Below are 26518 nucleotides of genomic sequence, written 5' to 3'. Positions count from 1 at the left end.
AGCCCAACTTACGCAAATGCTTTTCTCAATTCTTCAATATCTTTTTCAATAAGCGGACGCATACTGTCCTTATATTTTTCCAGATTCAATGTCCTTAGTTTTTCTTCTATTCTTCCACATAAATCAGGTTTATAAAGGATTATGGTATGAAGCGCAGACAAGCATTGCCTTACTGCGGTCGGCTTGTCATCATCCAATATTGTAAGTAGTTTATCTATATAATGTTCCAGTTTATTTTTTGAGTCCCACTGTGCTTGTGCGCAGCACATACGGAAACCTCTTACACGAACAAACGAACTTTTATGAGAAAGCAGTTTTAGAAAATCCTCAAAGTAGTTATACAACTCATCTGATTCCGCAGACGTAGTTTCAAGTTCCAAAAGGAATCTATAAGCAACAGTGTTATTCTTATCTTGTAATTTCTCAATGATACCCATGATATTTCTCTCCACCAAATACAAATCTGTCATTGACCTTCATTCTACCATATATCTATGAATTTTCCCACTCCTAATCAACACGGTATGTTTAGCTTCCGCAAACGACGGGGTGCTGCAAAGCGTAGAATATCGCTTACATGTAGAAGGGCTTGCCGCAAGGCAGGTCCTTTATTTTACGGGAGGATATCATTGTTATGAGCAGTATTTTGCGTTACCTCCCAGACATATCTTGACGCATATGCCAACGGGTACCATCCACAATTCTCAACGGATATTGATTATCTGCTTTCGCAGTTTTTCTCAGATAATTGATTTTTATTTCACAGGCTTCCAACCACGTAAGCCTTTTTTTACTCCTCCCATGGCCTCCAACGTAGGTGTGATCATTTCCATAGCGCCCTTTTTCACGGCGATGCTCACCCATCTGTTCACAAAGGAAGTTATCCTGAAAGTTACAAAATGAAAAATGCGTCAATGCTCTTTACCACGATCAAAAAATACATTCTTTCCTGTGATGCTTAATGGGATACCGTGCCAGAAAATATCTTCCTCCGAATATTTCATCTCTTCAGTCGCCTTTCCGATTGACATCATAACACGGTTATCTACTCGCGCATCGGCCGCTGCGCACATCTCTGCTGCAACTTGTAACAAAGCCTTTCCTTCCATTTCATTGCTTCCATATAACATATTTCTTTCTCCTCTCTGATTAAACTTTTATTCACATAATTCCACTTTGAAAGCAGAATCTATGTTTGATGTATGTACACGAATTAGGCTAAAAAATTACCCATCATTGATCTGATCTAAAATTTTCATCAACATATCTGCATTCTCTTTTCCAATACGCTTTTCTACCTCCTCCTGAGCATCCCGCCACAAAATCTTACACTGTTCTAAAATTTTTTCACCTTTTTCCGTCAACTGTAAAATTTTATTCCTCTGATTTGGCGCAGATGCATCAGAAATCAAGCCTTTAGAAAAAAGCGGACGTATTGTCCTCACAACTGTCGTCCGTTCAAGACCAATATAATTAGCAAGATCTGTTACGCTACAACTTTCAATCTTCTGTAAATTGCCTAATAAAGAATACTGTGTAATTGAAAGCCCCATCGAATCGAGACAGTGATCATATATATCAGATACAATATTGGCAGCACGCCGTAACTTAATACAATAGCAATTAATCTTCGTAAAATTGTTCAATTCATTTCTCTCCCTACTTGTAATATATAATACACCTGTTACATTTCCAGACTACCATAATCTTTGCCTGCAAACTTAGCCCTCTATAAAACAAAGTATAAAATCAAATAGTTTTTCGTTTGATGTATATACACTATAATTCCCTCGTTGCCTAGGCATGTTCGGGACTTTCACACGTTAAAGTGCGCCCATGGTGTGCGAACAAACTACGGCGGCAACGAGTTCCCTCGTTACCGCCGCCACATTTCATGAAAATAACACGAATTCTCACCCGGACACAATTACTCCGCACGCAATCATCTCCCCCGCATCACCCGAAGGCTGCGTACGGAAGTCATCCGGCATCGCATGAATAATCACCGTATGTCCAATCACATCCTCAGGATAGAACCGATCCGTATATACCGACATCCATGCACACCCATGATTACTTAAAAGGGGCGGAAGATCTCCCGCATGATTTGGATGCTGCGCATTACCGGGATTATAATGCCCCTCTGCACCAGCAAATGGCTCTTCTGCATTTCCCGTACACGCATCACCTGCATGAATATGAAAACCATGAAATGACTGACTACTCTTTCCCTGTGCATCTGTAATCCCACGAACTGATATAACTAATAACGTTCCTTCATATGTATCGTACAGATCAACCCTTCCTCTTAGGTCCGGATATTTTTTGCTTCTTGCTATCTCTGCGTATGCCGCAGGATTCTCTTCCAATCTCTTCATATATGCCATCACACTCCTTGTGGCATTCTATGCAGTGAATGCAGGAATTATTTATGTTCTATCCATACTTTATTGTATAAACATTGCATCTCCAAATGAGAAGAATCGATACCGTTCTCTCACAGCCTCCTCATAAGCCGCCAACACATGCTCTCTTCCCGCCAATGCAGATACCAGCATGATCAATGTAGACTCCGGCAGATGAAAGTTCGTAATCAGGCAATCCAAGATCTTGAACTGATATCCCGGATAGATGAATATCTCCGTCCAGCCACTGGAAGCCTTAAGATGCCCGGTCTCATCCGCCGCAGATTCTATCGTCCTGCAGCTTGTCGTTCCTACACAGATCACTCTATGTCCGGCATCCTTCGCATGATTAATCTTCTTTGCCGCCTCTTCATCGATCTGATAGAATTCCGAATGCATATGATGATCTGTAATCTCATCCACCTTCACCGGGCGGAATGTTCCGAGTCCTACATGCAATGTAACTCTAGCAACCTCTATCCCCTTCGCCTCAATCGCTTTTAACAGTTCCGGAGTAAAATGCAGCCCTGCCGTCGGCGCCGCAGCAGAACCGGTATGTTTTGCATACACCGTCTGATAACGGTTCTTATCCTCCAACTGATGCGTGATATATGGAGGGAGCGGCATCTGTCCCAACTGATCCAGTATTTCCTCAAAGATGCCTTCATATGTGAACTGAATCAGACGGTTACCTTCTTCTACAATATCAACAACTTCTCCCACAAGAAGTCCCCCGCCAAAACGAATCCTGGTTCCGACCTTCGCTTTCTTCCCAGGCTTTACCAGAGTCTCCCAGATATTATTTTCTTTCCTCTTCAACAATAATACTTCTATCTTTGCATCGGTTCCTATCTTTGAACCGATCAATCTTGCCGGAATTACCTTCGTGTCATTAATTACCAGACAGTCTCCCTCATGCAGATAGTCGATAATCTCTTTGAATACATGATGGGAAACAGTTCCAGACTCCTTGTCTAGTACAAGAAGCCTGGAACTGGAACGATCCTCCAACGGGTCCTGTGCAATTAATTCTTCCGGCAACTCATAATAAAAATCCTGACGCTTCATAATTATGAATCCCCTTTTATCCTATATTCTTGTTTCTTGATTTCTAATGTCATTGATTCATTATATCCTTTGGTGCAATATAATTCAACCCTGCCTTTTTCTATTTTGAGTTCTATCTATTCGCATCCTATCACGAAATTAAGCTTGTAAGATTGGGAGTTCCCAATCTTACAAGCTTTCACTCTAACTTTCTGATTCTGTTGTAGACACATTCTCTTGTGATGATGCCTGCTGCATTGGCGGCATTGTTCCCGGTCCCTGCGGTGGCATCACACTCGGATTCCATGGCGGCACTGTTCCCGGTCCTTGTGGCGGCATCTGTCCACCCATCGGAGGCATCGGTCGCCCCTGTGGCGCCTGATATACTGGATACACCTTAATCTTCTTAGCATAAACGACTCTCGTATCACAGAGCATATCGTGAAGTCCTCTTTTTTCCTTGTCAACACCTGCCATAATATAACCAATCCCGATAGACAGACCACACAGGAATCTTCCGATCGTCTCACGATACAACACGTTAATCAAACTTAGCCTCTGACTGCCATCCGCATGAATCACCCTCAGATTCAATGCTTTTTTCCCAAGAGTGGTTCCGGTATTATATGTAAATATCACAAAATACAATATTTGAAACACATACAGAATAATGTCTTTTAGCGTATAATGGAACAATATATTTGCCCGAAAAATCGTTCCGCCCGACAATGACAGCATTCCTATCACCAGTTTCACAAAGATGAGTCCAATCCATACGACTGCGCTGTCGATACAGTAGGCCGCCAGACGTACCCAGAAGCCTGCGTATTCTGCCTTCTGGCTATTGTAACTGTTCTGCATAGTACATCGGCACCCCGCTTTCCATATCTGCTGCGGTTTCAGTCAGTATCTGGGCTTCTGATTTTGGAATCATACTTTTTACTTCTACAAATAAAGAAGCCAGAACATTCGACGGTTGTTTCAATTCATAGAATTTAGTTGTCCCCAATTCATAACTCATATCTGATGTCATATCATCATACAGGCTAATCTCATCAATCAGACCGTTATCCAGCGCCTGATTCGCAGTATATGTTCTTCCATCCGCAAGTGCCTTTACCTCATCTTCTGACATTCCTCGTCCTTTTGACACGATATCAACGAACTTGGAATAGTACTCATCTACCTGATCCTGATAAATCGCGATCTGCTCATCCGTCAGTTTAGAACTATCCTTATTAACTCCACTGGTAATACTGACATAGCGGATTCCTAATTTCTCATATAATCCTGTCAGATCATAACCGGACATGATCACACCGATAGAACCTGTTGTCGTGTTCGGATTGGCATAGATCTTATCCGCTGCCATTGAGATCATATAGCCCCCGGATGCTGCATAATGTGCCATATAGTCCCAGACCGGTCGCCCAGTATATTCCTTATATTCTTGAAGTTTTAAATACAATTCTTCTGACTCGTAGACGGTTCCACCAGGGGAATCCACATACAAGAGAATCCCCTGATTATTTTCATCATACATCAGATTGTCAATATATTCCAGAGTCGTAGTATGTTGATAGCCAGCCGCCACTTCAAATGCACTGGTTTTTGTCTGCTCCTGAATGGTTCCCTCCACTCGCACAACTGCGATATAGTCATCTGCAGGTGGATTGAATTCGAATTTGCCTGTTAACAATTCTCCCGCGCTCTCTTCCAGGATTCCCTGTGAGAATGCATTGGTCAAAACGCTGCTTACCCCAACGACAATAAAGAGAACAACTGCTATCACCAGACCGCCTATCTGCTTTTTATTCATGTTCTGTCCTTTCACTTATTATTTACGAAGTTCGATACCCATACCTTCTAATGCCTTCAGAATTCTGTCCATAGCCTCTGTAACTTCTGCGTCTTCAAGTGTCTTATCCTTTGCACGGAATACGATAGAATATGCAACAGATTTATATCCGTCTTTAATCTGTGCTCCTTCATAGATATCGAACAGTGCATAACTCTCCAGATATGCTCCGCCCTTCTTTTCGATCACTTCCTCAATCTGTCCGACCAGAATCTCTTTTGGCATTACCATACTGATATCACGGGTGACTGCCGGGAATTTCGCAATTCCTGTGTATTTTCGATCGAAGGATGCTCTCTTAACAATCTCAGGCATGTCAATTACTGCAATATATGCTTTCGTTCCGATACCGTACGTATCTGCAACATCCGGATGAAGTTCTCCTAAGTATCCTACAACTTCCCCTTCATAGATGATATTTGCCTGGCGTCCCGGATGCAGATATGGCTTGCCGGCATTCGGATCATAAATCTCTTTCTTGCTCATACCGACCTTTTCGAAGAATTCCTCAACCACGCCCTTCATACTGAAGAAATCACCGTCTCCGTACATACCAAGTGTAAACTGCATTCTTTCTTCCGGAAGTTCAGTAAGCGGCAGTGCCTTTGGAATATATACATTCCCCAGTTCATAGAGTCTTACATTCTTATTTCTTCTATTATAGTTGGTTGCAAGTGAAGTCAGCATTCCGTTCAGAGAAGTAGTACGCATAATACTATAGTCTTCTCCAAGTGGATTCATAATCTCAACCGTCTGACGAAGCGGTGAATCTGCCGGAATCATTAATTTATCGAACACCTTCGGGCTTTCGAAAGAATAAGTCATACCCTGGCTGAATCCACAGAACTCTGCAATATCACGAGCAACTTCTTCTACGCGAAGCTTGAAGGACAATTTACCAGTGGTAGCCTCGCCCTTTGGAAGCGTAGTTGGAATATTGTCATATCCGTAGAATCTTGCAACTTCTTCTGCCAGATCTGCCATACGGAACAGGTCATGACGGAAAGTCGGTGCAATCACTTCATTGGTCTCTTCATCGTACTCAAGATCAATTTTCTTGAAATATCCTAACATATCTTCTTTGGAAATATCGGTTCCAAGAAGTCTGTTAATCTCATCCTGGTCAAATGGCACTCTGACAGGCTCTTTCTTCTTGCCATAAACATCAACCATTCCACCTACTACTTCACCGGCGCCTAATTCTTCTACCAACTGGCATGCACGGTCAATGGCTGCCTGTGCATTATTCGGGTCAAGACCTTTCTCAAATTTGCCAGAAGCATCTGTACGAAGACCGATCTTCTTGCTGGACTTACGGATGTTCGTTCCATCGAAGCAAGCCGCCTCGAAGAGCATGGTCTTAACATCATCCGTAATCATAGAATTCTCTCCACCCATGATACCTGCGATACCGATGGATTTCTTACCGTCACAGATCATTAAGACAGATTCATCCATCTCTCTTTCCTGTCCATCTAAAGTGGTGAATTTCTCTCCCTTGGCTGCCGTACGCACTACAATCTCATGATCTGCGATTGTATCCAGGTCATAGGCATGCATCGGCTGGCCATATTCCTCCATAACATAATTGGTAATATCAACCAGGTTATTGATTGGGCGGATTCCGACAGAAGCAAGACGTCTCTGCATCCACTTCGGAGATGGTCCAATCTTAATATTCTTTACTACTCTTGCACAGTATCTCGGGCATAAGTCATTGTCTTTTACTGTTACTTTGATGTAGTCATTCACATCCTCGTCATTACCAGTCTCGGTCACTACCGGAGGATGGAACTCTTTACCAAATGTTGCTGCCGCCTCTCTTGCAATGCCAACCACACTAAAGCAATCTACTCTGTTAGAGGTTACTTCGTACTCGAATACGACATCGTTTAACCCAAGTGCCTCAATTGCGCTTGCTCCAACTTCCGCATCTTCCGGGAAGATATAGATTCCCTCTTCCGGCGCTTCCGGATACATGTCACGGTTAGAGCCAAGTTCTTCGATAGAGCACATCATACCGTTACTCGGAACACCTCTAAGTTTGCCCTTCTTAATCTTGATTCCACCTGCCACACGGCTGCCCGGCTCATGTCCGCCGGCAACACGACCGCCGTCTAACACAACCGGAATCTTGTCACCTTCATTCACATTCTTAGCACCGGTTACGATCTGTATGGTTTCATTTCCAATATTTACCTGACACACAATCAGTTTATCTGCGTCCGGGTGCTTCTCAATCTTGTCAATCTGACCAATTACAATTTTGTCCAGATCTGCGTCTAACACTTCATATCCTTCTACCTTTGTTCCGGATAATGTCATTGCATCTGTATATTCCTGAGCAGTCACATCCAAGTCAGGAACATATGCCTTTATCCATGATAATGATGTATTCATCTTACTTCTCCTTTCATTGGGGACGTACCTGTCCCCATTTAGAACTGCTTCAAAAATCTCACGTCATTCTCATACAACAACCGCATGTCGTCGATCTCATATTTCAACAGTGCGATACGCTCCAAACCTACGCCGAATGCGAATCCCGTATATTCATTCGGGTCGATTCCGCACATCTCTAATACATGAGGATGTACCATACCACAACCAAGGATCTCGATCCATCCAGATCCCTTGCAGAACCGGCAGCCTTTTCCACCGCACTTGAAGCAGGTTACATCTACCTCTGCGCTTGGCTCGGTGAACGGGAAATGATGCGGACGAAACTTTGTCTTAGTCTCTGGTCCGAACAATTCCTTGGCAAATACTTCCAGTGTTCCTTTCAAATCAGCGAAGGAAATATTCTTATCAATGACCAGTCCTTCGATCTGATGGAAGGATGGAGAATGGGTAGCATCCACTTCATCGGAACGGAATACACGTCCCGGTGCAATCATACGGATCGGAAGTTTCCCCTGTTCCATCACACGCGCCTGTACCGGTGATGTCTGAGTACGCAGCACGATTTCCTTATTAACATAGAATGTATCCTGCTCATCTTTTGCCGGATGACCATCCGGGATATTCAATTTTTCAAAGTTATACAGATCGTACTCTACTTCCGGTCCTTCTACAACCTCATATCCCATGCCTACGAAGATTCTCTCAACTTCTTCCAATGCAATCGTATTCGGATGACGATGTCCCACCATATTCTTCTTAGATGGAAGCGTTACATCGATGACTTCCTGCTTCATCCGCTCTTCACGGATGGCTCTCTCCATCTTCGCCTTACTCTCTTCAAGAACTGACTCAATAGCCGCTCTTGTCTCATTCACCAATTGGCCGACTTTCGGTCTGTCTTCTGGTGCAACATCTTTCATTCCTTTTAAGACCGCGGTAAGTTCTCCTTTCTTACCCAGGAATCTTACACGCACATCATTCAATTTTTCCGGCATATCGGCCGCTTCAATCGCCTTCAATGCTTCATCTTTGATGTTCTGCAATCTGTCTTTCATCTTTTTTCTTCCTTTCTTATACTTTACTTGCTGCCAGAGTTCAGCCTGACAGTCCGTGCACTTTCATGCACCTCCCAGATTATGCGATAGGGAACGATGTTTATAATGATAAAAAACCCCGCCCCTAAAAGGGACGAGGTATAACCCGTGGTACCACCCTGATTCCTGCATCTCTTCACAATGCAGGCACTCATTCTTGCGTAACGTGCATCTTACGGCATTTCCTACTATTATTTTCAAAAATGCAGCTCACGTGGGAAATTCGATTACCATCTGAACCCAAGAAGACTTCCAGCCAGTGATCTCCTCTCTCTATCGGAAAATGGTTCTCTACTTACACGGTCATTGCTTTTATCTATCATTTCTATCTATACGTTATCGGGCATAGCCCGCCAGCCGAAGGCATGTATTACGGGATGCTCGAATGAGTATGAATACCTAATTATTGTACCATAAGTATTCCCGATGTCAAGAAATTCTTCCCTGATTTCCACAATTCCTCTCATATCATCCAGCCCGTATAACTGCTATTTTTTATTCCCCAAGAATATCTTATCGCCGACCAGCACATTCACTTCACCGCCAAGCAGAATACAATACATGCAGAAATACAGCCACAGCATAATCAGCACAATCGTAGTAAGGCTTCCATACATATTGGAAAATCCTTTGAAAATATCCAGGTAAACAGAGAATATCCATGAAATAACCATCCACCCAATCGTAGCAAATACTGCTCCCGGCAACTGATTGCGAATCTTATCCTTTCTGTTTGGCAGGAATTTATAAAGGAACAGCAAGAACACAACCAAAACTGCGGGCGCAATGACCACTCTCGCCTCAATCAGCCGATCCGCCACATTCTCCAGAATCGGTATATGCTCCGCAATGAAGATATTCAACGTATTACCGAATACCGCCAGTACCAGCAACAGAATGATAACCAGAATAAACAGTACCGTATAAAAGGTAGCACGGATACGAAGCACAATATAATTACGCGTCTCATTGCACTTATATACACAGTTCAGCCCGGATGTCACCGCAAGCACACCCTTGCCCGCAGACCAGAGCGCTACGATAATCGTAATCGGGATGACTCCGGTTGACTGGTTATATACCTGGTTCACAATAGACGTGATCATAGAATCCACCGACGACGGGAATACCTGTATCACTGCCGTCATCACATCTGCCTTGGTAACCGGCGTGTACTGCACCATGGTCAGAAGCAGCAGTATAATCGGAATCATACACAACATAAAGAAATATGCTGACTGAGCAGCATATGCTCCCACATGATCCGCCGATACATCTGCGGCTATATTCATAATCCTCTGGTAACTATCTTTTACTCTCTTCATCTTATTCTCCAATACATTTGCTCTATATTTTACCCGATTTTTCCCCGTTTGTCTATTGAAAAACACACTCTAATCAGTTACTATAAGTTGTATATAATATTACTTAAGGAAGGTATGAGCAATGGAACTCTTAAAAGAACGCATATTGAAAGACGGACTTGTTAAGCCAGGAAATGTACTGAAGGTTGATAGTTTCCTGAATCATCAGATGGATATCGACCTGATCAATGAGATTGGCAAGGAATTCCGAAGACGCTTCCCCAGTGATAAGATCACAAAGATCCTGACGATTGAAGCCTCTGGAATCGGCATTGCCTGTATTGCTGCCCAGTATTTCAATGTACCGGTAGTATTTGCCAAAAAGGCACAAAGTATTAATATTGACGGAGATGTCTATCACACAAAAGTAGAATCATTCACCCACAAGAAGGTCTATGATGTCATATTATCCAAGAAATTCTTAAGCGCAGACGATCATGTACTGATCATTGATGATTTTCTTGCCAATGGCTGCGCCTTGCTTGGATTGATCGATCTGATCCATGAGGCTGGTGCCAGCATTGAAGGCGCAGGAATCGTAATCGAAAAAGGATTCCAGCAGGGAGGAAAGATCATCCGTGACAGCGGAATCCATCTGGAGTCGCTGGCAATCATAGAATCCATGACTGATACAGGTCTGACATTTGCTTAATCTTCCCACAATTTCAGATAAAAGAGAAAGTTTGTCAAAGAACCGATATCATTGATAACAAAGCATAAAAAGAGGGCTGCCGTTCAAACCCATGAACCTATAGCCCTCTTTCTTACTCCTTAAAAAATAATTTCTACATACAATTCATCTTTATTGCGTTTATCAATTAGTTTTCGTATATGCCATAATTATTTCCAGTCGATACCAACACCTGCTGCCACCGCCCTATCATAGATCGTCTTTGCCGCCATAAGATCCTGTGTTGCAACACCAACCGTCTCGAACACAATAATCTCATCATCATTCTCACGGCCAACAAGTTCTCCTTTAATGACACTTCCCAGATCTCCTGTAAAATCATCTTCTGTAATGATTCCCTCTTCCAACGGAATCAGAATATCACCCGACTCAGACAAGACTGCATCCTTAGAATCAAAATAAATCTTAGATGCTCTTGGAAGAATCGCCGGATCCATCTCCTGCATATGATGCTGATATGCGCCAACGCAACTGATTGTCGCACCTTTCTTAATCTTCGTCCCATCAAATACTGGTGTCGACGAAGGAGTAACGGTAATCAGAAGGTCTGCATCGTCAATTGCCTCATCCGAAGACTTGACTGCGGTAATCTTCGCTCCATAAGAAGCAAGTTCCTCCTGCATCTTCCTGGCAAACACTTCTGTACGGTCGTAATTCAAATCATATACGCGGACTTCTTCCAATTTTCTGGCTGCCAGCATAGCCTCAAGCTGAGTGGCTGCCTGTCCGCCTGTTCCAATCAAAGCGCCAATCTTACAATCTTTTTTGGCAAGCACATCAAACGCTGCTCCTGATGCCGCCCCGGTACGCATCTGCGTTACATAGGTTCCATCCAGCACTGCCGTTACGATGCCAGTCTTGCCATCAATCAACAATACCTGCGCCGGAGAAGACGGAAGCCCTTCATCAATATTATGTGGGAAGATATTAATAATCTTCAGAGATGCCGTATCCATCTCTTCCACATAAGCCGGCATGAATAAAAAACACCCTTCATATCTTGGCGCCTGGATATTGGTGCGAAGCGGCGCATCGCATTTCCCTTCTACCACCAATGTAAATGCTTTCTTATCCGCCTCAATCGCGTCTTTCATAGAAAATACCTTTTTAATGTCTTCCCGATTCAATAATAACATATTCTCATTCTCCTATTCTTTTCGTTTTCCCATCTATCTCTAATCGATAATTCTTAAGTATATTTTGCATCCAGCGGCCATGGCTGCATCGCCCCGCCTTCTTCTGCCGGTCGGCACATCTGGGCATAAATATTCAGGCATCCTTTCTGCTGCTTCAGTTGTGGCTGTACCCAATTTTTTCTCCTCTCTTCCAATTCTTCATCGGATACCAGCAGATTCACGGTTCCGCCAGGAATATCAATCTCAATCTCGTCTCCATTCTCCACCAGCGCGATTACACCGCCATCGTAAGCCTCTGGCGATACATGTCCGATAATCGCCCCAAAATTGAACCCCGAAAATCTTGCATCCGTGATAAGGCCACAACTCTTATCCAGCCCTTTGGCAATCAAAGCATCAATACTGAGCATCAATTCCTTCATATCCGGCGCCCCTTTACATCCTTCGTAACGAATCACAATGATATCACCCGCGACAATCTCACCTTCCTGAATCGCAACGAATGCCGGATAATCTCCCTCATAGACCTTCGCTTTCCCCTTTATATATCTCACTTCATCATAAACAGCGGTAGGTCTTACGATTGCACCCTTGCCGCAAAGATTGCCATACATAATCTTAAGCCCCGGAAGTTCGGATACCGGATTCTCAAGCGAGTGAATCACTTTATTCGGCTTCGATTCTACTTTTGCAAGCATTTCTCCCCATGTCGTGCCATACATTCCCGGCGCATCCGTAAATATCTTGCCTTCCAACTGCTTCATCACCTGCATCACTCCGCCAGCATAGTGGAAATCAACGACCGTATAAGGACCACTTGGAATCACAGCATTGATACATTTGATCTCCTGGGCATATTTATCAAAATCTTCATACGTAAGTTTGATTCCCATCTCATACGCATAGGCAAGCAGATGCAGCACCGCATTTGTAGATCCGGCAACCGCCATATCAAACATAATAGCATTCAACAGAACTTCTTTCGTAATCAATTTGGATGGCCGCATATCCGTCTTCACCATCTCTACGATATATTTCCCGGCACTTCTTGCAAGCCGGATTCTTGCGTTATCCGCCGCTGGTGTCGTCGCAGTTCCCGGGAGTACAAGATTCAGCACCTCGCCTAACATCTGCATCGTATTGGCAGTCCCCATGGATGGACATGCACCATAGGATGGGCACACACTCTCTTCCAGGTCAAAAAGTTCGCTTTCTTTTGCACCGGAAAAACGAGCTGCATCAAGATCCGCTTCCACTACCGTCTTTCCACAGTACTGACCAGCCATCATAGACCCACCCGTCACCACCATTGCCGGTATATCGAGACGCATTGCCACAAGATAACATCCCGCAATAATAAGATCACAGGAAGCAATCATTGCCAGTCCGTCAAAATGATGAACCCGAGATACGAACTCCACAGACATAGCCACGATATCACGCCCAATCTGTTCGTATTTCATCTCATCACTTCCATTTGCAACATTCCCACAGGTTGCCGGAATCCCGAACTCCACCGGTACACCGCCTGCTGCCCAGATTCCTTCTTTGACCGCATCACAGATTCTTCTTAAATGTGCAGTTCCCGGCGATCCTTCCATATAGGAGTTCGGCACACCGATATGCGGCTTTTTCCGGATATCTTCATCCGAATACCCAGCCGCTTTCATCATGACACGCCTGTGCGCCGCATCTGCTCCATTCCAATACTCCTTACCCATAGCACTTCCTCCTAATATACATTATTCTTTCTTCACGATACCGAATGACAATTATTTATCTTTTGTGTATAATATATCTATAAAAAAATGAATTGAAAAAGTAATTGAAAATTGACGAACTGTTAAATTTCTTTAACATATGTATGTGTTTTAGTACTTTTATGAACAAAACCATACAGTCGTCCAATTTTTTTTACGTTCCTGTTCATTTTTTATGACTATCATCTAACATTGATAAGAGGATAATGATTGTGGACAAATATCAGATTATTTTAGACGTCTGCGAGACGAAAAACATCTCGAAAACAGCAAAAAAATTAAATTATACCCGTTCCGCTGTCAGCCAGTGTATTAAGAATTTTGAACAGGAAATCGGACTTTCCATATTCAATCGTTCTAAAACCGGCATGGAACTGCTGCCAAATACGGAGTCAATCATCGAACAGCTTCGTATCATCTGCGACGCACAAAATCAGATACAACAGATTGCCTCGAATCTTACAAGCCTTGACAGCGGCTATATCCGCATCGGAACAATCCAAAGTATCTCTTACCATATTCTCCCAGATATACTACGGCTATTTTCCGATACATATCCGAATATCACATTTGACATTATAGTTCAGGATTTCCAGCCGCTGACAGACTCTTTGAACTCCGGACAATTAGATTGTATCTTCACCTCAAAATTTGCCATACCATCCGCAAACTTTGTTCCGATTATGAAGGATGAACTGATGCTGGCAACACCCAGGAATCATCCTTTGGCAGAAAAACTCTCCATCTCCCTGGCAGATATTGACAAGGAGGATTTCGTCCTTTCAGCCGATAAATTGGATTTTGAAACCGGAAAAATCTTCGAAATGAATAATATCCACCCTAAGATTCGATATCAATTAAACGAGGATTTTGCCGCACTCAAGATGGTGGAAAAAGGATTCGGCATTACAATTCTTCCAAAGTTATTGCTTCACAACGCACCGTTTGATGTATGTGTCAGATCCTTTACCGAACATTTTTCACGAGTACTTGGCGTGGCATGGTCCAAAGATATTCCTCCATCACTTGCACTTTTGAAATTCCTTGACTATGTAAAAAAGTTAGAATTGTCACATTGATTCTTGCAAATGTACCGGTATATCAGCGAAAGGGGCTATGATTCCTTCTGAATCTATAGCCCCTCAATTGTTATATCACAAAAGAACAACGTTAATATATCCACATAATTCTTTCCTTTTTTCGCCATCTCATTGGCCCCATTCTGGCTCATTCCAATCCCGTGACCATACCCGCCGCCTTCTATCACGAAAGCATCTCCTTCTCTTCGGATTGTAAAAAATGCGCTTGGAAGTAACGCAGAACTGGGCACCGTCGTCCCATCCTGCTTGCAGATCTCATATCCACTGCCGCCAAAGGCTCTTCGAATCTTATTCTCCGTATCTACTGTTACCGTCCCCTTGTCTCCTGTTGCACAGATCTGAAGCGCCACATCCCCAGGCCCGGTTTTCGTAACTTCCACACTCTGCAAGGTTCCGACATCCTTCCCCGTATTCAACCCTATCAGGTTCGAAAGCGTCTCCACCGGTACCACCGCCGTCCAACGATACCACGGCAGTTCTTTCTCATAGTCTCCATCTTCATCTTTCACTTCCACCGCCTGAAGATACTGATTCCCCTCATTACCTGCCGTTCCCCATGCTTCCGGACTTGTAGTCCTTCCACAGGAAGTAGAATAATAATAAGTTGTGGCAACCTGTCCCTGATACCGCACAACCTGTCCCGCCGTCTCCTTTACCGCCTGACTGGATGATTCCTGAGCCGGAGAGTTCCCATACACCTGATAATCCGTGCTGTCATTCACATGTGCCTCGTATTCTGGGTACGCATAGTCCTGCATCTGCTGATAGGCATAACTTCTTGCACACACCACCTGGGCTTTTAACGCTTCTAATTCGTAAGATGCCGGCATCTCACTTGGCACCACCTTACATAGATAGGTCTCCACCGGCAATTCATTGATCACTGCAATTCCTTCCGCTGTAGTCCGAAGTTCCAGTGTTCCGGCATAAGACGGCGTTCCGTACCCTCTCTGTATACTATGTATAGCAACTTCCCCTCCGTCATGTGCACAGATACGTATGCTGCCACTTTGGAATCTCTCGTCATCCGGTACAATCGCAAGCATCTGTCCGGCTTCTATCTCTTGTTGCTCCTCTCCACATGTAACGGTCAATCCAGTCTCTGAGGATAATACCACACTTGGATGTACAATGTTCGCATATCCATTCGTCATAATCAGCACTCTGATATTCGGATTGTCGATCTCCTGTTTCGGTTCCTGCACTTCCTCTTCCTTCTTCCTCTCTACCCTTTTATGTAGTTCAGGCTTTCCCGGCATCACTGCCGACAACAGGCTGCCGACAATTAGCAGGCTGACACATACAAGCAATCCATATAGAAAGATACGCTCTCCTCCATACCGATTCCAGTTGTTCCAACTCTTCCATCTATTTCCAGATCTTCTATTCGTCTTCTTTCTGTAATATCTACTCAATCTATCGATATCCTCTTGTCCAATGCTCTTTTCTCAATGTATGCTTTGTCCCGGTATAATATACCGTCATTTACTTTCGCATCACCACTATCTCAGAAAATCATACTCCCAATGATATCCATCCCTAATAGTATATATTAAAAAGACAGCCGATAAACGACTGTCCTTCATCTTTTGTATGTCCCCCAAAATGCCGGTTTCTGTATTTTGACTCCTAGCCGTAGCCAGGTGGGTGTCCGCATCCGCTTTTCTGCCTTCCACTGCACGTTCGGAGGCTTGACATATTACGGAGATATAAGAGTCCCGTTTAAAGTTTTGTAGGTTCAAAATTACAGAAGTTATCGAGCATCCCAGGTTGTTACTGAGGATATTATAACCTATTTACATAGAATTTACAACTGCTTCTCTGAAAATCCAGAAAAAATGTATCATCTATGTACGATTATTTTTCTTTTGCAAAATGCTCGCGCACCAGTTTCACAACAGTTCCTGATAACAAGAACAATGCAACTAAGTTCGGGATAGACATCAGTCCGTTACATGTATCTGCAATTCCCCAGATGATTCCGAGATCTACTGTTGCACCAAGAATTGCTACCAGTGAATAAACGATAAAGAATGGTTTTACAATCTTAGTTGAAAATACGAACTCAATACAACGTGCGCCATAAAGTCCCCATCCAAGAATCGTTGAGAATGCGAAACAGCACATCGCAATTGCTGTAAAGATAGATACCCAGTTACCATAACTGGATGTAAATCCGGAGATCGTAAGTTCCGCACCTGCTGCTGCTCCCCACTCAATACCTTCGCCGCCAAGCAGGATTACAAGGGCTGTAAGTGTACAGATAACAATCGTATCAGCAAATACTTCAAAGATACCGAACATGCCCTGTTTTACCGGCTGGTCTGTATCTGCACATGCATGAGCGATAGATCCGGTACCAATACCAGCCTCGTTAGAGAAGATACCACGTGATACGCCTCTTCTCATACTTACAAAGAGACTTCCTACCACACCACCTGTAAATGCTGATGGATTGAATGCACCAACAAAGATTGATTCAAATACTGCCGGTACAGAACCAATGTGCATGAAAACAACTCCAAGAGCAAGGATAATATAGAAAACAGCCATAAACGGCACCAGTTTTTCTGTTACGCTTCCGATACGCTTCACGCCGCCAAGAAGCACGATTGCTACCAGAATAGCGATTACGATACCGATGATCAGATTAACCGTTCCTACCTGTCCATCCCCAATGATACCATAGTTAAGAAGGGCAGAATCAATGGATGCTGTAATGGTATTTACCTGAGTCGCATTACCTGTTCCCAATACAGTTAATGAACCAAGTGCTGCATAGATGACTGCCATCCAGTACCAATTCTTTCCAAGTCCATTCTTAATGTAATACATAGGACCGCCAACATAGTCGCCTTCTGCATTCTTCTCACGGAAGTGTACAGCAAGCGTAACCTCTGAAAACTTCGTACACATACCCAGAAGTGCAGATACCCACATCCAGAAAACAGCTCCCGGACCTCCGATTGCAATGGCTCCAGCTACACCCGCAATATTTCCCGTTCCTACGGTAGCCGCAAGCGCAGTACAAACTGCCTGGAATGGAGTAATACTTCCCTCTTTTGCCTCTTCCTTTGAGAAAATCTTTCCAATAGAATTCTTCAGTGCATACCCAAACTTACGGAATTGGATGAATCCGGTACGGCAGCTTAACACAAGCCCTACGCCAATGATGCAGACCATTGCTGGCACTCCCCAGACAAAGTCGTTAATCGCTGAATTAACAGCCTCAATGGTTTGTAACATAGTTTGTTCCTCTCTTTCATATTTTTGATAACGATACCTGTTAATCTAACAATATCATATAATTCTCAAATTGTATACAATTGATATTTTTTAGTCATGAATGATATTTTTTGTACAATCTTTTATGATTTTTACAGCACATTCAACAAATTTTTCACAATAGAGAAACATACCTACAGGACTTGCCACTATCAGTTCCATCCGGATGCATTGGCAGCCAAAAAGGAGTGATTCCTCCTCGAAATCACTCCTTAATATTCACGCTTGAATTATATTACTTCTTAGAAGTTCAAAGAACCCTTTCAGTTCTAACCTCTTCTTATAACTGAGGACCAGCAGAAACTAATGCCTTACCAGCTTCGTTTCCTTCGTATTTTGCAAAGTTCTTGATAAATCTTCCTGCCAGATCCTTAGCTTTCTCTTCCCACTCAGCAGCATCTGCATAAGTGTCACGAGGATCAAGGATTGCCGGATCTACACCCGGAAGTTCTGTTGGTACTTCAACGTTGAAGTATGGAATCTTCTTCGTTGGTGCATTCAGGATATCACCATTCAGGATTGCATCGATGATACCACGTGTATCCTTAATAGAGATACGTTTGCCTGTTCCGTTCCATCCTGTGTTAACCAGATATGCCTTAGCGCCGCTCTTCTCCATTCTCTTAACAAGTTCTTCTGCATATTTTGTAGGATGCAGTTCCAGGAATGCCTGTCCAAAGCAAGCAGAGAATGTAGGTGTTGGCTCTGTAATACCACGCTCTGTACCAGCAAGTTTTGCTGTAAATCCTGACAGGAAGTAGTACTGTGTCTGCTCTGGTGTCAATACAGATACCGGAGGAAGTACACCGAAAGCGTCTGCAGACAGGAAGATTACGTTCTGTGCTGCCGGTGCTGCTGATACCGGACGAACGATCTTCTCGATATGATCGATTGGATAAGATACACGTGTATTCTCTGTTACACTCTTATCTGCAAAATCAATCTTACCTTCAGCATCTAATGTTACGTTCTCAAGAAGAGCATTACGCTTAATTGCATTGTAGATATCTGGCTCAGACTCTTTGTCCAGGTTGATAACCTTAGCATAGCATCCGCCCTCAAAGTTGAAGACACCATTGTCATCCCAGCCGTGCTCATCATCACCGATCAGGAGACGCTTAGGATCTGTAGACAGAGTTGTCTTACCTGTTCCGGAAAGTCCGAAGAAGATTGCTGTATTCTCGCCGTTCATATCTGTATTTGCAGAACAGTGCATAGAAGCGATACCCTTCAGTGGCAGATAGTAGTTCATCATAGAGAACATACCTTTCTTCATCTCTCCGCCGTACCATGTATTGATGATAACCTGCTCACGGCTTGTGATATTGAATACGACTGCTGTCTCTGAATTCAGACCTAACTCTTCATAGTTCTCTACTTTTGCTTTAGAAGCGTTGTAAACAACGAAGTCTGGCTCAAACTTCTCGAGTTCTTCTTCTGTAGGCTGGATAAACATATTCTTAACAAAATGAGCCTGCCATGCTACTTCCATGATGAAACGGATAGCCATACGAGTATCTTCGTTTGCTCCACAGAAAGCATCTACTACATAAAGTTTCTTGTCGCAAAGTTCCTTGATTGCGATATCCTTTACTACAGCCCATGTTTCCTCAGAAGCCGGATGGTTGTCATTCTTATATTCATCAGAAGTCCACCATACAGTGTCCTTAGAGTTTTCATCCATTACAATGAATTTATCTTTAGGTGAACGTCCTGTGTATACACCTGTCATTACATTCACTGCTCCAAGTTCACTCTCCTGACCTTTTTCGAAACCTTCCAGATCGGCTTTCGTCTCTTCCTCAAATAATAATTCATAAGAAGGATTGTGTACAATCTCTGTGGTTCCGGAAATACCGTACTTGCTTAAATCGATTTTCGCCATCTTCATCTAACCTCTTTTCTTTCATATTCACTTTCGCTATGTCATCGTATCTTTGTATCAATATACTTCCACAGCGACATTTGCTTTATTATCGCATTTCCCCATAGAAAAGTCAATACTTTAACAATGTTTTCGCGAAGGTCAATTATAGTTATAATTCATTTATAATATAAACGTTCTTTATAATTATGCCAAAAATCAATAAAAATGCAAGATTCACATCCCAATCTTGCATTTTTATGTGCAAAAATTTTTATCAGTTTTTTCCAATCCTTTTACGGACACAGATAGACTACTGGCACTTACAGTTTAAGAATTCCTTTTACCGTCTCTTCCATCTTGTCTGCATCACATTCCAGAGTATGAAGCACCTGTGCATCCAGAATGTCCTTAATTGCCTGAGGCATGGTAACCCCTGAGACACTCTGCAGTTCCTCTAACAACCTGAATTCATCCGCTGATGCATATTTATCATCAATTGCAGTCATAACGCTCTTCACAAATTTGTATGGACTTGCAGTAGAGGCAATCACGCACTTCCGCCCATCTTTACTCTCTTCTTTGTATTGTCCGCAGACATAGGAAGCAACTGCAGTATGCGTATCCATAACATATCCGGTCTTGTCATATACTGCCTTGATACTCTCTGCTGTCTTCTCTTCTGAAGCGAAGCCTGCTGCAAAATCAGCAAGTCTATCCTTCATATCAGATGTAATGGTATAACTTCCGCCATTCTTCAATTCTTCCATCAGTTCCTTCGTCTTCTCTGAATCTTCACCTGCGATCAGATAAATCAGACGTTCCAGATTGCTGGAAATCAAAATATCCATAGACGGGGATGATGTAAGCATGAACTCCCTGTTCTTGTCATAAGTGCCCGTCTCAAAGAAATCAAACAGAACTTTATTCTCATTCGAAGCACAGATCAGCTTATCAATCGGCACTCCCATCTGCTTCGCATAATAAGCAGCCAGAATATTACCAAAATTCCCTGTCGGAACCACTACATTGATCTTCTCTCCGTCAGCAATCTCTTCATTCGCCAGAAGTTTCGCATAAGCGTAGACATAATATGCCACCTGCGGAACCAGACGTCCGATATTAATAGAATTCGCAGAAGAGAACTGGTAGCCCTTGCCCGCCAGTTCCTTTGCAAGTTCCTGATTCTCGAACATGGCTTTCACGCCACTCTGCGCATGGTCAAAATTACCGTGAATTGCAACAACGTCTACATTACTTCCCTTTTGCGTCACCATCTGGAGTTCCTGTACCTTGCTGACACCATTCTTAGGATAGAATACAATAATTCTGGTCCCTTCCACATCCGCGAATCCTGCCATAGCCGCCTTGCCGGTATCTCCTGAAGTTGCAGTCAGGATTACAATCTCATTCTCCACATGATTCTTCTTCGCAGATGTAGTCAGAAGATGTGGCAGGATGGATAATGCCATGTCCTTGAATGCAATCGTTGCTCCGTGGAACAATTCCAGATAATACGTATCATCTACTTTTACCAGAGGCGCAATCTCTTCCGTATCAAACTTGCTGTCATAAGCCTTACCAATACAGTTCTTCAATTCTTCCTCTGTAAAGTCAGTCAGGAACTGCTTCATAACCGCATATGCAGTTTCCTGATAAGACATATCCTTCAACTGATCCATAGAGACATCCAGAACCGGAAGCTCTTCCGGCACAAACAATCCTCCGTCCGGAGCAAGCCCTGTCAGAATCGCTTCAGAAGCTGTTACCTTAAGATTCGAATTTCTTGTACTTTTGTAATGTAGATTCATCTTTTTTCACCCTTCTATCATTCTTTAGTCCGCTTTTTTGCTATTAGTATACTTCACTAGTCCGCCTGCCGCAATCAGTTTCTGCATGAATTCCGGGAATGGCTGACCCTGGAACTGGGTTCCTTTGGTACGGTTATAGATCTTGCCGCTGTCAAAGTCCACTTCCACTTCATCTCCTGCTTCAATACCTTTCGCTGCTTCCGGACATTCGATGATCGGGAGTCCGATATTGATTGCATTTCTGTAGAAGATTCTGGCAAATGTCTCCGCAATTACGCAACTAACTCCCGCTGTCTTCAAGCAAAGCGGCGCATGTTCTCTGGAAGAACCGCATCCAAAATTCTTATCCGCCACAATCAGATCCCCTGGTTTCACCTTATTCACGAATTCCGGATCAATATCAGCCATTGCATGGCTTGCCAGTTCCTGTGCATCAAAAGAATTCAGATATCTTGCCGGAATGATAACGTCTGTATCTACGTTATCGCCATATTTAAATACATGTCCTAATGCCTTCATTATCTGTCACCTACTTTCTCTGGATTCGCAATACATCCTGCGATTGCGCTTGCCGCTGCCACTTCTGGAGAAGCAAGATAGATTAGGGAATCCACATGTCCCATTCTTCCTACAAAGTTACGGTTCGTCGTGGACACACATCTCTCGCCTGCTGCCATAACACCCATATGACCACCCATACAAGGTCCGCAGCTCGGTGTATTAACTGCACATCCGGCGTCTACGAAGATGTCCAGGAGCCCTTCTGCAATACACTGCTTATAGATCTTCTGTGTTGCCGGAATTACCATAACACGCACATCCTCATGAACCGTATGTCCCTTAAGGATTGCCGCCGCCTTTCTCATATCTTCCATTCTTCCATTGGTACAGGAACCGATCACTACCTGATTGATCTTAATTGGATCCATTGCCTCGATCTCATCAATCGTCTTAGCATTGCCTGGAAGATGCGGAAACGCAACGGTCGGACGGACTTCTGACAGATCAATCTCAATAACCTCATCATATTCAGCGTCTTCATCTGCTGTATAGATCTTATATTCTTTCTTAGAATGCTCCTTCATATATGCTTCTGCTTTCTCATCAATCGGGAAGATTCCATTCTTAGCGCCAGCTTCAATTGCCATATTCGCCATAGTAAAACGATCATCCATAGACAGGTTCGCAATACCGTCTCCAACAAATTCCATAGACTTATACAGTGCTCCGTCTACGCCAATCTTGCCAATGATATGAATAATTACATCTTTACCACTGACATACGGTCCCGGTTTTCCGGTCAGGACAAACTTCAGCGCACTTGGAACCTTGAACCATAATTCTCCGGTTGCCATTCCTGTTGCAATATCAGTAGTTCCAACACCCGTTGAGAATGCTCCTAATGCTCCATATGTACATGTATGTGAGTCAGCACCGATAATACACTCTCCGCCAACTACGACTCCTGCCTCCGGCAGAATCGCATGTTCCACACCGGATTTCCCCTGCTCAAAGTACCAGGTAAGTCCCTGCTCTCTTGCGAATTCTCTGATGGATTTGGAATTCTCTGCTGATTTGATATCCTTATTCGGTGTAAAATGATCCGGTACCAGTACAACTTTATCCTTATCAAATACATTCTCAGCCATCTCTCTGAAAATTGGCAGTGCCATTGGTCCGGTAATATCATTCGCCATAACTACGTCTAATTTCGCTTCTATTAATTGTCCGGCTACCACAGAGTCAAGTCCTGCATGAGCCGCCAATATTTTCTGCGTCATTGTCATTCCCATCACGACAACCTCCTATTCTTCTGATTAATCTTACGTGCTATTCTAACACAGGTAAATATTGTGATGCAAGAAAGAATCTGGAAGAAGGTAAGAACTATCAAGGATTTTTTATTCCGGACAGTGTATGCAGTGCAGAAACTAATGCATATGGAAGATGTGATGTTTGCAGCAAGAGTATAAAAATGCAGGAAAATGTATAAAGCGGAAAAAAATTCTTGTATTATGGCAAGTTTTCGTGTAGAATAGGTGAGAATTCATGTATTTGTTAATCAACACCAATTAGTTACAAGGATGTAATGTAATAGGTGTTTTTTGTTTTTTGGAAGATGGAGGTATCTATGGGAGAGAATGGAATGCAGAATGTGGAGGAGAATGGAATTTTAAAAGAGGGATTTGACAGGCTTGAGGAAGAGTTGATGAAGAATCATCGGATCGACCCTAATCTTTATATTGAATATGATGTAAAGAGGGGGCTGCGTGATTCTGCCGGAAAAGGTGTGTTAACAGGACTTACGGAGATCTCAGATGTCTGTGCTTATAATCTGGTGAATGGGCGTCAGATTCCTGCGGAAGGGAAGTTATATTATCAGGGAATTGACGTGACTGATATTGTTGCCGGATTAGAAGGACGGAAATATGGATTCGAGGAAACAATCTACCTGCTTTTGTTCGGCAAATTGCCAACACAGCAGGAACTTAACATGTTTCTTGACGTTATGTTCGAATTACAAGAGTTAGGCGGACGCTTTGTCCGTGACGTTGTCATGAAGGCTTCGAATGAAAATATCATGAATGCTATGCAGCGGTGTATCCTTACATTATATACATATGATTCCGATCCTGAAAGCATTGCTGCCGGCAATGTACTGCGACAGTCACTGGAACTGATTGCCAAACTCCCATTGATTGCGGTTTATTCCTATCATTCTTATCGGCATTTCCGCAGGGATGAAACGCTATTCATCCGCAATCCACAAAAAGGACTATCACTCGCTGAAAATATATTACTTATGCTGCGTCCTGACAGTGTGTATACGGAACTTGAAGCGAAGGTATTGGATATCGCTTTGATTCTCCATGCTGAACATGGCGGTGGTAACAACTCAACTTTCACAACACATGTAGTAACCTCCTCCGGAACAGACACTTATTCTTCTGTCGCTGCTTCGATCGGCTCACTGAAAGGTCCCCGCCATGGCGGTGCTAATCTGAAAGTGCAGAATATGTTCGCCGATATCAAAGCGCACATCCAGAACTGGACGGATGAAGAAGAAGTTGCTTCTTACCTTAAAAAAATCCTGAATAAAGATGCATTCGACCGCTCCGGTCTGATCTATGGTATGGGACATGCTGTCTATACACTGTCTGATCCCCGTGAGGTAATCCTAAAGAGATATGCCAAAGCTCTGGCAGAAGAAAAGGGATTAATGGAGGAATTCGCTCTCTATGAATTGGTAGAACGTCTTGCTGGTCAGTTGATCATGGAACACCGCAGGTTATTCAAGAATGTCTGTGCCAATGTAGACTTTTACAGTGGTTTTGTATATACAATGCTTGGCATCCCGCAGGAGTTGTTCACTCCGATCTTCGCTATTGCACGTATGCCGGGATGGAGCGCTCACCGCCTGGAGGAATTAATCAATGCAAGCAAGATTATTCGTCCGGCTTACAAATACGTTGGGGCGCATGGAAGTTTTCTTCCGATTGAAGAGCGAATTTAATGTAGAAAAATAGATTTTTGAAAATGTACGGTGCAAGGGCAGGGAAGGTGTAAACTGTAACCGGATCATTTCGCCAAGACCTCGTTACAGAAAAAGATACCGTCGGTTCTAACCGGGCATATTCGCCGTAAGCCCTTGATGGCCTTACGACTCAGATGCCCTCGAAACCAGGACTTGTGGTCCTGGTTTCGTACGAACTGACGGTATCTTTTTCTGTAACGGGGTCTAAGGCTCATGATACGGCTACAGCCCACACCTTCCCTGCCCTTGCACCTGACATCTCCGAAATCTCAAGATTATCTCCATTGGGGGGATTCCGGTGGAAATATGTGTGGAGCGGTGTCGGCGGGATAACAGATTGGAAGTGTAGGGGAATAAAGAAAACTCCCAGTTCATTAAGAGTTACACATAAGTATATCAGGCAGAGAGGAGCCGGATGTGAACTCCCATACTGCCCCTCTCTGCCGTACACCTTACGAATTACTCTTCATGAATTAAATTCACACTTTTTTCACAATTTTATTAGCACTCACACTTGACGAGTGCCAAAATATGTGTTATATAATAACTATAGCAAATAAAACAATTAATAATTCACATACCTTATTGGATATACTAATCACAATAAGGGACTATTTTAAGGAGGAATGTTTTATGTTACTTGCAAACAGAGGTTTTAACAATTTATTCGATGATATGTTCAGTGATCCATTCTTTACACATTCTTATGACCGTTCATCTGCTCAGATTATGAAGACAGACATTCATGAAAAAGACGGCAACTATCTGATCGAGATGGAACTTCCGGGATATGCGAAAGAGGATATCAAAGCGGATCTGAAGGATGGCTATCTTACCATTACCGCTCATAAGAATGAGACCAAAGAAGAGAAAGATGCGAAAGGCAACTGCGTTCACAAAGAGCGTTATACAGGAACCTGCAACAGAAGTTTCTACGTAGGTGATGCTCTCACCCAGGAAGATATCAAAGCTGCTTTCAAAGACGGAGTTCTTCATCTGAGATTTCCAAAAGAAATACAGAAACAGGAAGAGCAGCCTAAACTGATTACAATTGAATAATCTTTACCTAACCAACACACTATTTTCATTATAGAGGGGCTCGGTCCCATGTTGTCAGGGAATATTCCCTTTTATATAAATCATCCTATCTTGTGTAATATTTATA

General features: G+C 43.2%; 23 protein-coding genes, 1 other RNA gene and 1 other annotated feature. Of the genes, 4 read left to right on the top strand and 20 right to left on the bottom strand.

All coding sequences use genetic code 11. From position 1 onward, the window contains the following. Nucleotides 1-8 precede the first annotated feature (8 nt). From ACQRBN_RS09640 to ACQRBN_RS09590, 11 genes are all read right to left on the bottom strand, one after another. Nucleotides 9-437: a hypothetical protein gene (locus ACQRBN_RS09640; protein WP_427738755.1), complete on the bottom strand. Its 429-nt coding sequence runs from the start codon at nt 435-437 to the stop codon at nt 9-11. A gap of 474 nt (nt 438-911) precedes the next feature. Next, nucleotides 912-1130 (bottom strand): DUF2148 domain-containing protein, encoded by a 219-nt coding sequence (locus ACQRBN_RS09635; protein ID WP_427738754.1) that lies wholly within the window; start codon nt 1128-1130, stop codon nt 912-914. 96 nt (nt 1131-1226) lie between these two features. Further along, on the bottom strand, nt 1227-1646 hold the full coding sequence (locus ACQRBN_RS09630) for a MarR family winged helix-turn-helix transcriptional regulator (RefSeq protein WP_427738753.1): 420 nt from the start codon (nt 1644-1646) through the stop codon (nt 1227-1229). A 267-nt stretch (nt 1647-1913) separates the two neighbouring features. Next, the gene (locus ACQRBN_RS09625; protein WP_427738752.1) at nt 1914-2378 is read right to left on the bottom strand and encodes a superoxide dismutase family protein; all 465 of its coding nucleotides are present in this window, start codon (nt 2376-2378) and stop codon (nt 1914-1916) included. 69 nt (nt 2379-2447) lie between these two features. Continuing rightward, nucleotides 2448-3473: a tRNA preQ1(34) S-adenosylmethionine ribosyltransferase-isomerase QueA gene (gene queA / locus ACQRBN_RS09620; protein WP_427738751.1), complete on the bottom strand. Its 1026-nt coding sequence runs from the start codon at nt 3471-3473 to the stop codon at nt 2448-2450. A 183-nt stretch (nt 3474-3656) separates the two neighbouring features. Further along, nucleotides 3657-4313 carry an RDD family protein gene (locus ACQRBN_RS09615; protein WP_427738750.1) on the bottom strand — a complete coding sequence of 219 codons (657 nt, stop codon included), beginning with the start codon at nt 4311-4313 and terminating at the stop codon, nt 3657-3659. After that, on the bottom strand, nt 4294-5271 hold the full coding sequence (sppA, locus tag ACQRBN_RS09610; RefSeq protein WP_427738749.1) for a signal peptide peptidase SppA: 978 nt from the start codon (nt 5269-5271) through the stop codon (nt 4294-4296). Before sppA ends, ACQRBN_RS09615 begins: the two co-directional genes overlap by 20 nt. A gap of 18 nt (nt 5272-5289) precedes the next feature. Next, entirely contained in the window at nt 5290-7710 is a 2421-nt protein-coding gene (pheT, locus tag ACQRBN_RS09605; RefSeq protein WP_427738748.1) for a phenylalanine--tRNA ligase subunit beta, read from the bottom strand. 38 nt (nt 7711-7748) lie between these two features. After that, nucleotides 7749-8768, bottom strand: a complete 1020-nt coding sequence (pheS, locus tag ACQRBN_RS09600; RefSeq protein WP_427738747.1) for a phenylalanine--tRNA ligase subunit alpha — start codon at nt 8766-8768, stop codon at nt 7749-7751. Between the two features lie 126 nt (nt 8769-8894). Continuing rightward, nucleotides 8895-9123 (bottom strand) — a binding site (T-box leader). A gap of 87 nt (nt 9124-9210) precedes the next feature. Continuing rightward, a complete protein-coding gene (locus ACQRBN_RS09595; RefSeq protein ID WP_427738796.1) occupies nt 9211-9264 on the bottom strand; it encodes a KxYKxGKxW signal peptide domain-containing protein in 54 nt (17 codons plus the stop codon). Between the two features lie 31 nt (nt 9265-9295). Then, a complete protein-coding gene (locus ACQRBN_RS09590; protein WP_427738746.1) occupies nt 9296-10132 on the bottom strand; it encodes a YihY/virulence factor BrkB family protein in 837 nt (278 codons plus the stop codon). Between the two features lie 121 nt (nt 10133-10253). Here ACQRBN_RS09590 and ACQRBN_RS09585 point away from each other — a divergent pair, with 121 nt between their 5' ends. Then, a complete protein-coding gene (locus ACQRBN_RS09585) occupies nt 10254-10823 on the top strand; it encodes a xanthine phosphoribosyltransferase (protein WP_427738745.1) in 570 nt (189 codons plus the stop codon). A gap of 188 nt (nt 10824-11011) precedes the next feature. On the opposite strand, the gene ACQRBN_RS09580 is transcribed toward ACQRBN_RS09585, so the two are convergent. Then, nucleotides 11012-11998: an ornithine cyclodeaminase family protein gene (locus ACQRBN_RS09580; RefSeq protein WP_427738744.1), complete on the bottom strand. Its 987-nt coding sequence runs from the start codon at nt 11996-11998 to the stop codon at nt 11012-11014. A gap of 53 nt (nt 11999-12051) precedes the next feature. Then, complete coding sequence (ilvD, locus tag ACQRBN_RS09575; protein ID WP_427738743.1) at nt 12052-13719, bottom strand: dihydroxy-acid dehydratase; 1668 nt, start codon at nt 13717-13719, stop codon at nt 12052-12054. Nucleotides 13720-13970: 251 nt separating this feature from the next. Here ilvD and ACQRBN_RS09570 point away from each other — a divergent pair, with 251 nt between their 5' ends. Further along, nucleotides 13971-14837 carry a LysR family transcriptional regulator gene (locus ACQRBN_RS09570; protein WP_427738742.1) on the top strand — a complete coding sequence of 289 codons (867 nt, stop codon included), beginning with the start codon at nt 13971-13973 and terminating at the stop codon, nt 14835-14837. A 53-nt stretch (nt 14838-14890) separates the two neighbouring features. Here ACQRBN_RS09570 and ACQRBN_RS09565 read toward each other — a convergent pair whose 3' ends face one another. From ACQRBN_RS09565 to leuC, 7 genes are all read right to left on the bottom strand, one after another. Next, the gene (locus tag ACQRBN_RS09565) at nt 14891-16273 is read right to left on the bottom strand and encodes a SpoIID/LytB domain-containing protein (RefSeq protein WP_427738741.1); all 1383 of its coding nucleotides are present in this window, start codon (nt 16271-16273) and stop codon (nt 14891-14893) included. Nucleotides 16274-16451: 178 nt separating this feature from the next. Further along, nucleotides 16452-16633: non-coding RNA, 6S RNA (gene ssrS, locus ACQRBN_RS09560), on the bottom strand. A gap of 82 nt (nt 16634-16715) precedes the next feature. Further along, entirely contained in the window at nt 16716-18104 is a 1389-nt protein-coding gene (locus ACQRBN_RS09555; RefSeq protein ID WP_427738740.1) for an alanine/glycine:cation symporter family protein, read from the bottom strand. Between the two features lie 319 nt (nt 18105-18423). Next, the gene (gene pckA, locus ACQRBN_RS09550; protein ID WP_427738738.1) at nt 18424-20028 is read right to left on the bottom strand and encodes a phosphoenolpyruvate carboxykinase (ATP); all 1605 of its coding nucleotides are present in this window, start codon (nt 20026-20028) and stop codon (nt 18424-18426) included. 302 nt (nt 20029-20330) lie between these two features. Then, on the bottom strand, nt 20331-21818 hold the full coding sequence (gene thrC / locus ACQRBN_RS09545; protein ID WP_427738737.1) for a threonine synthase: 1488 nt from the start codon (nt 21816-21818) through the stop codon (nt 20331-20333). A gap of 24 nt (nt 21819-21842) precedes the next feature. Beyond that, the gene (leuD, locus tag ACQRBN_RS09540) at nt 21843-22337 is read right to left on the bottom strand and encodes a 3-isopropylmalate dehydratase small subunit (protein WP_427738736.1); all 495 of its coding nucleotides are present in this window, start codon (nt 22335-22337) and stop codon (nt 21843-21845) included. Beyond that, the gene (gene leuC / locus ACQRBN_RS09535; protein ID WP_427738735.1) at nt 22337-23611 is read right to left on the bottom strand and encodes a 3-isopropylmalate dehydratase large subunit; all 1275 of its coding nucleotides are present in this window, start codon (nt 23609-23611) and stop codon (nt 22337-22339) included. Before leuC ends, leuD begins: the two co-directional genes overlap by 1 nt. A gap of 338 nt (nt 23612-23949) precedes the next feature. Between leuC and ACQRBN_RS09530 the strand changes: the two genes are divergently transcribed. Next, entirely contained in the window at nt 23950-25332 is a 1383-nt protein-coding gene (locus tag ACQRBN_RS09530; protein ID WP_427738734.1) for a citrate/2-methylcitrate synthase, read from the top strand. Nucleotides 25333-25986: 654 nt separating this feature from the next. Next, nucleotides 25987-26412, top strand: a complete 426-nt coding sequence (locus tag ACQRBN_RS09525) for an Hsp20/alpha crystallin family protein (RefSeq protein WP_427738733.1) — start codon at nt 25987-25989, stop codon at nt 26410-26412. Nucleotides 26413-26518: the final 106 nt, after the last annotated feature.

It is taken from the genome of Bariatricus sp. SGI.154 (genome assembly GCF_050313795.1).
Lineage (GTDB): Bacteria > Bacillota > Clostridia > Lachnospirales > Lachnospiraceae > CAMBRQ01.
This window is presented reverse-complemented; position numbering and strand designations above follow the sequence as displayed.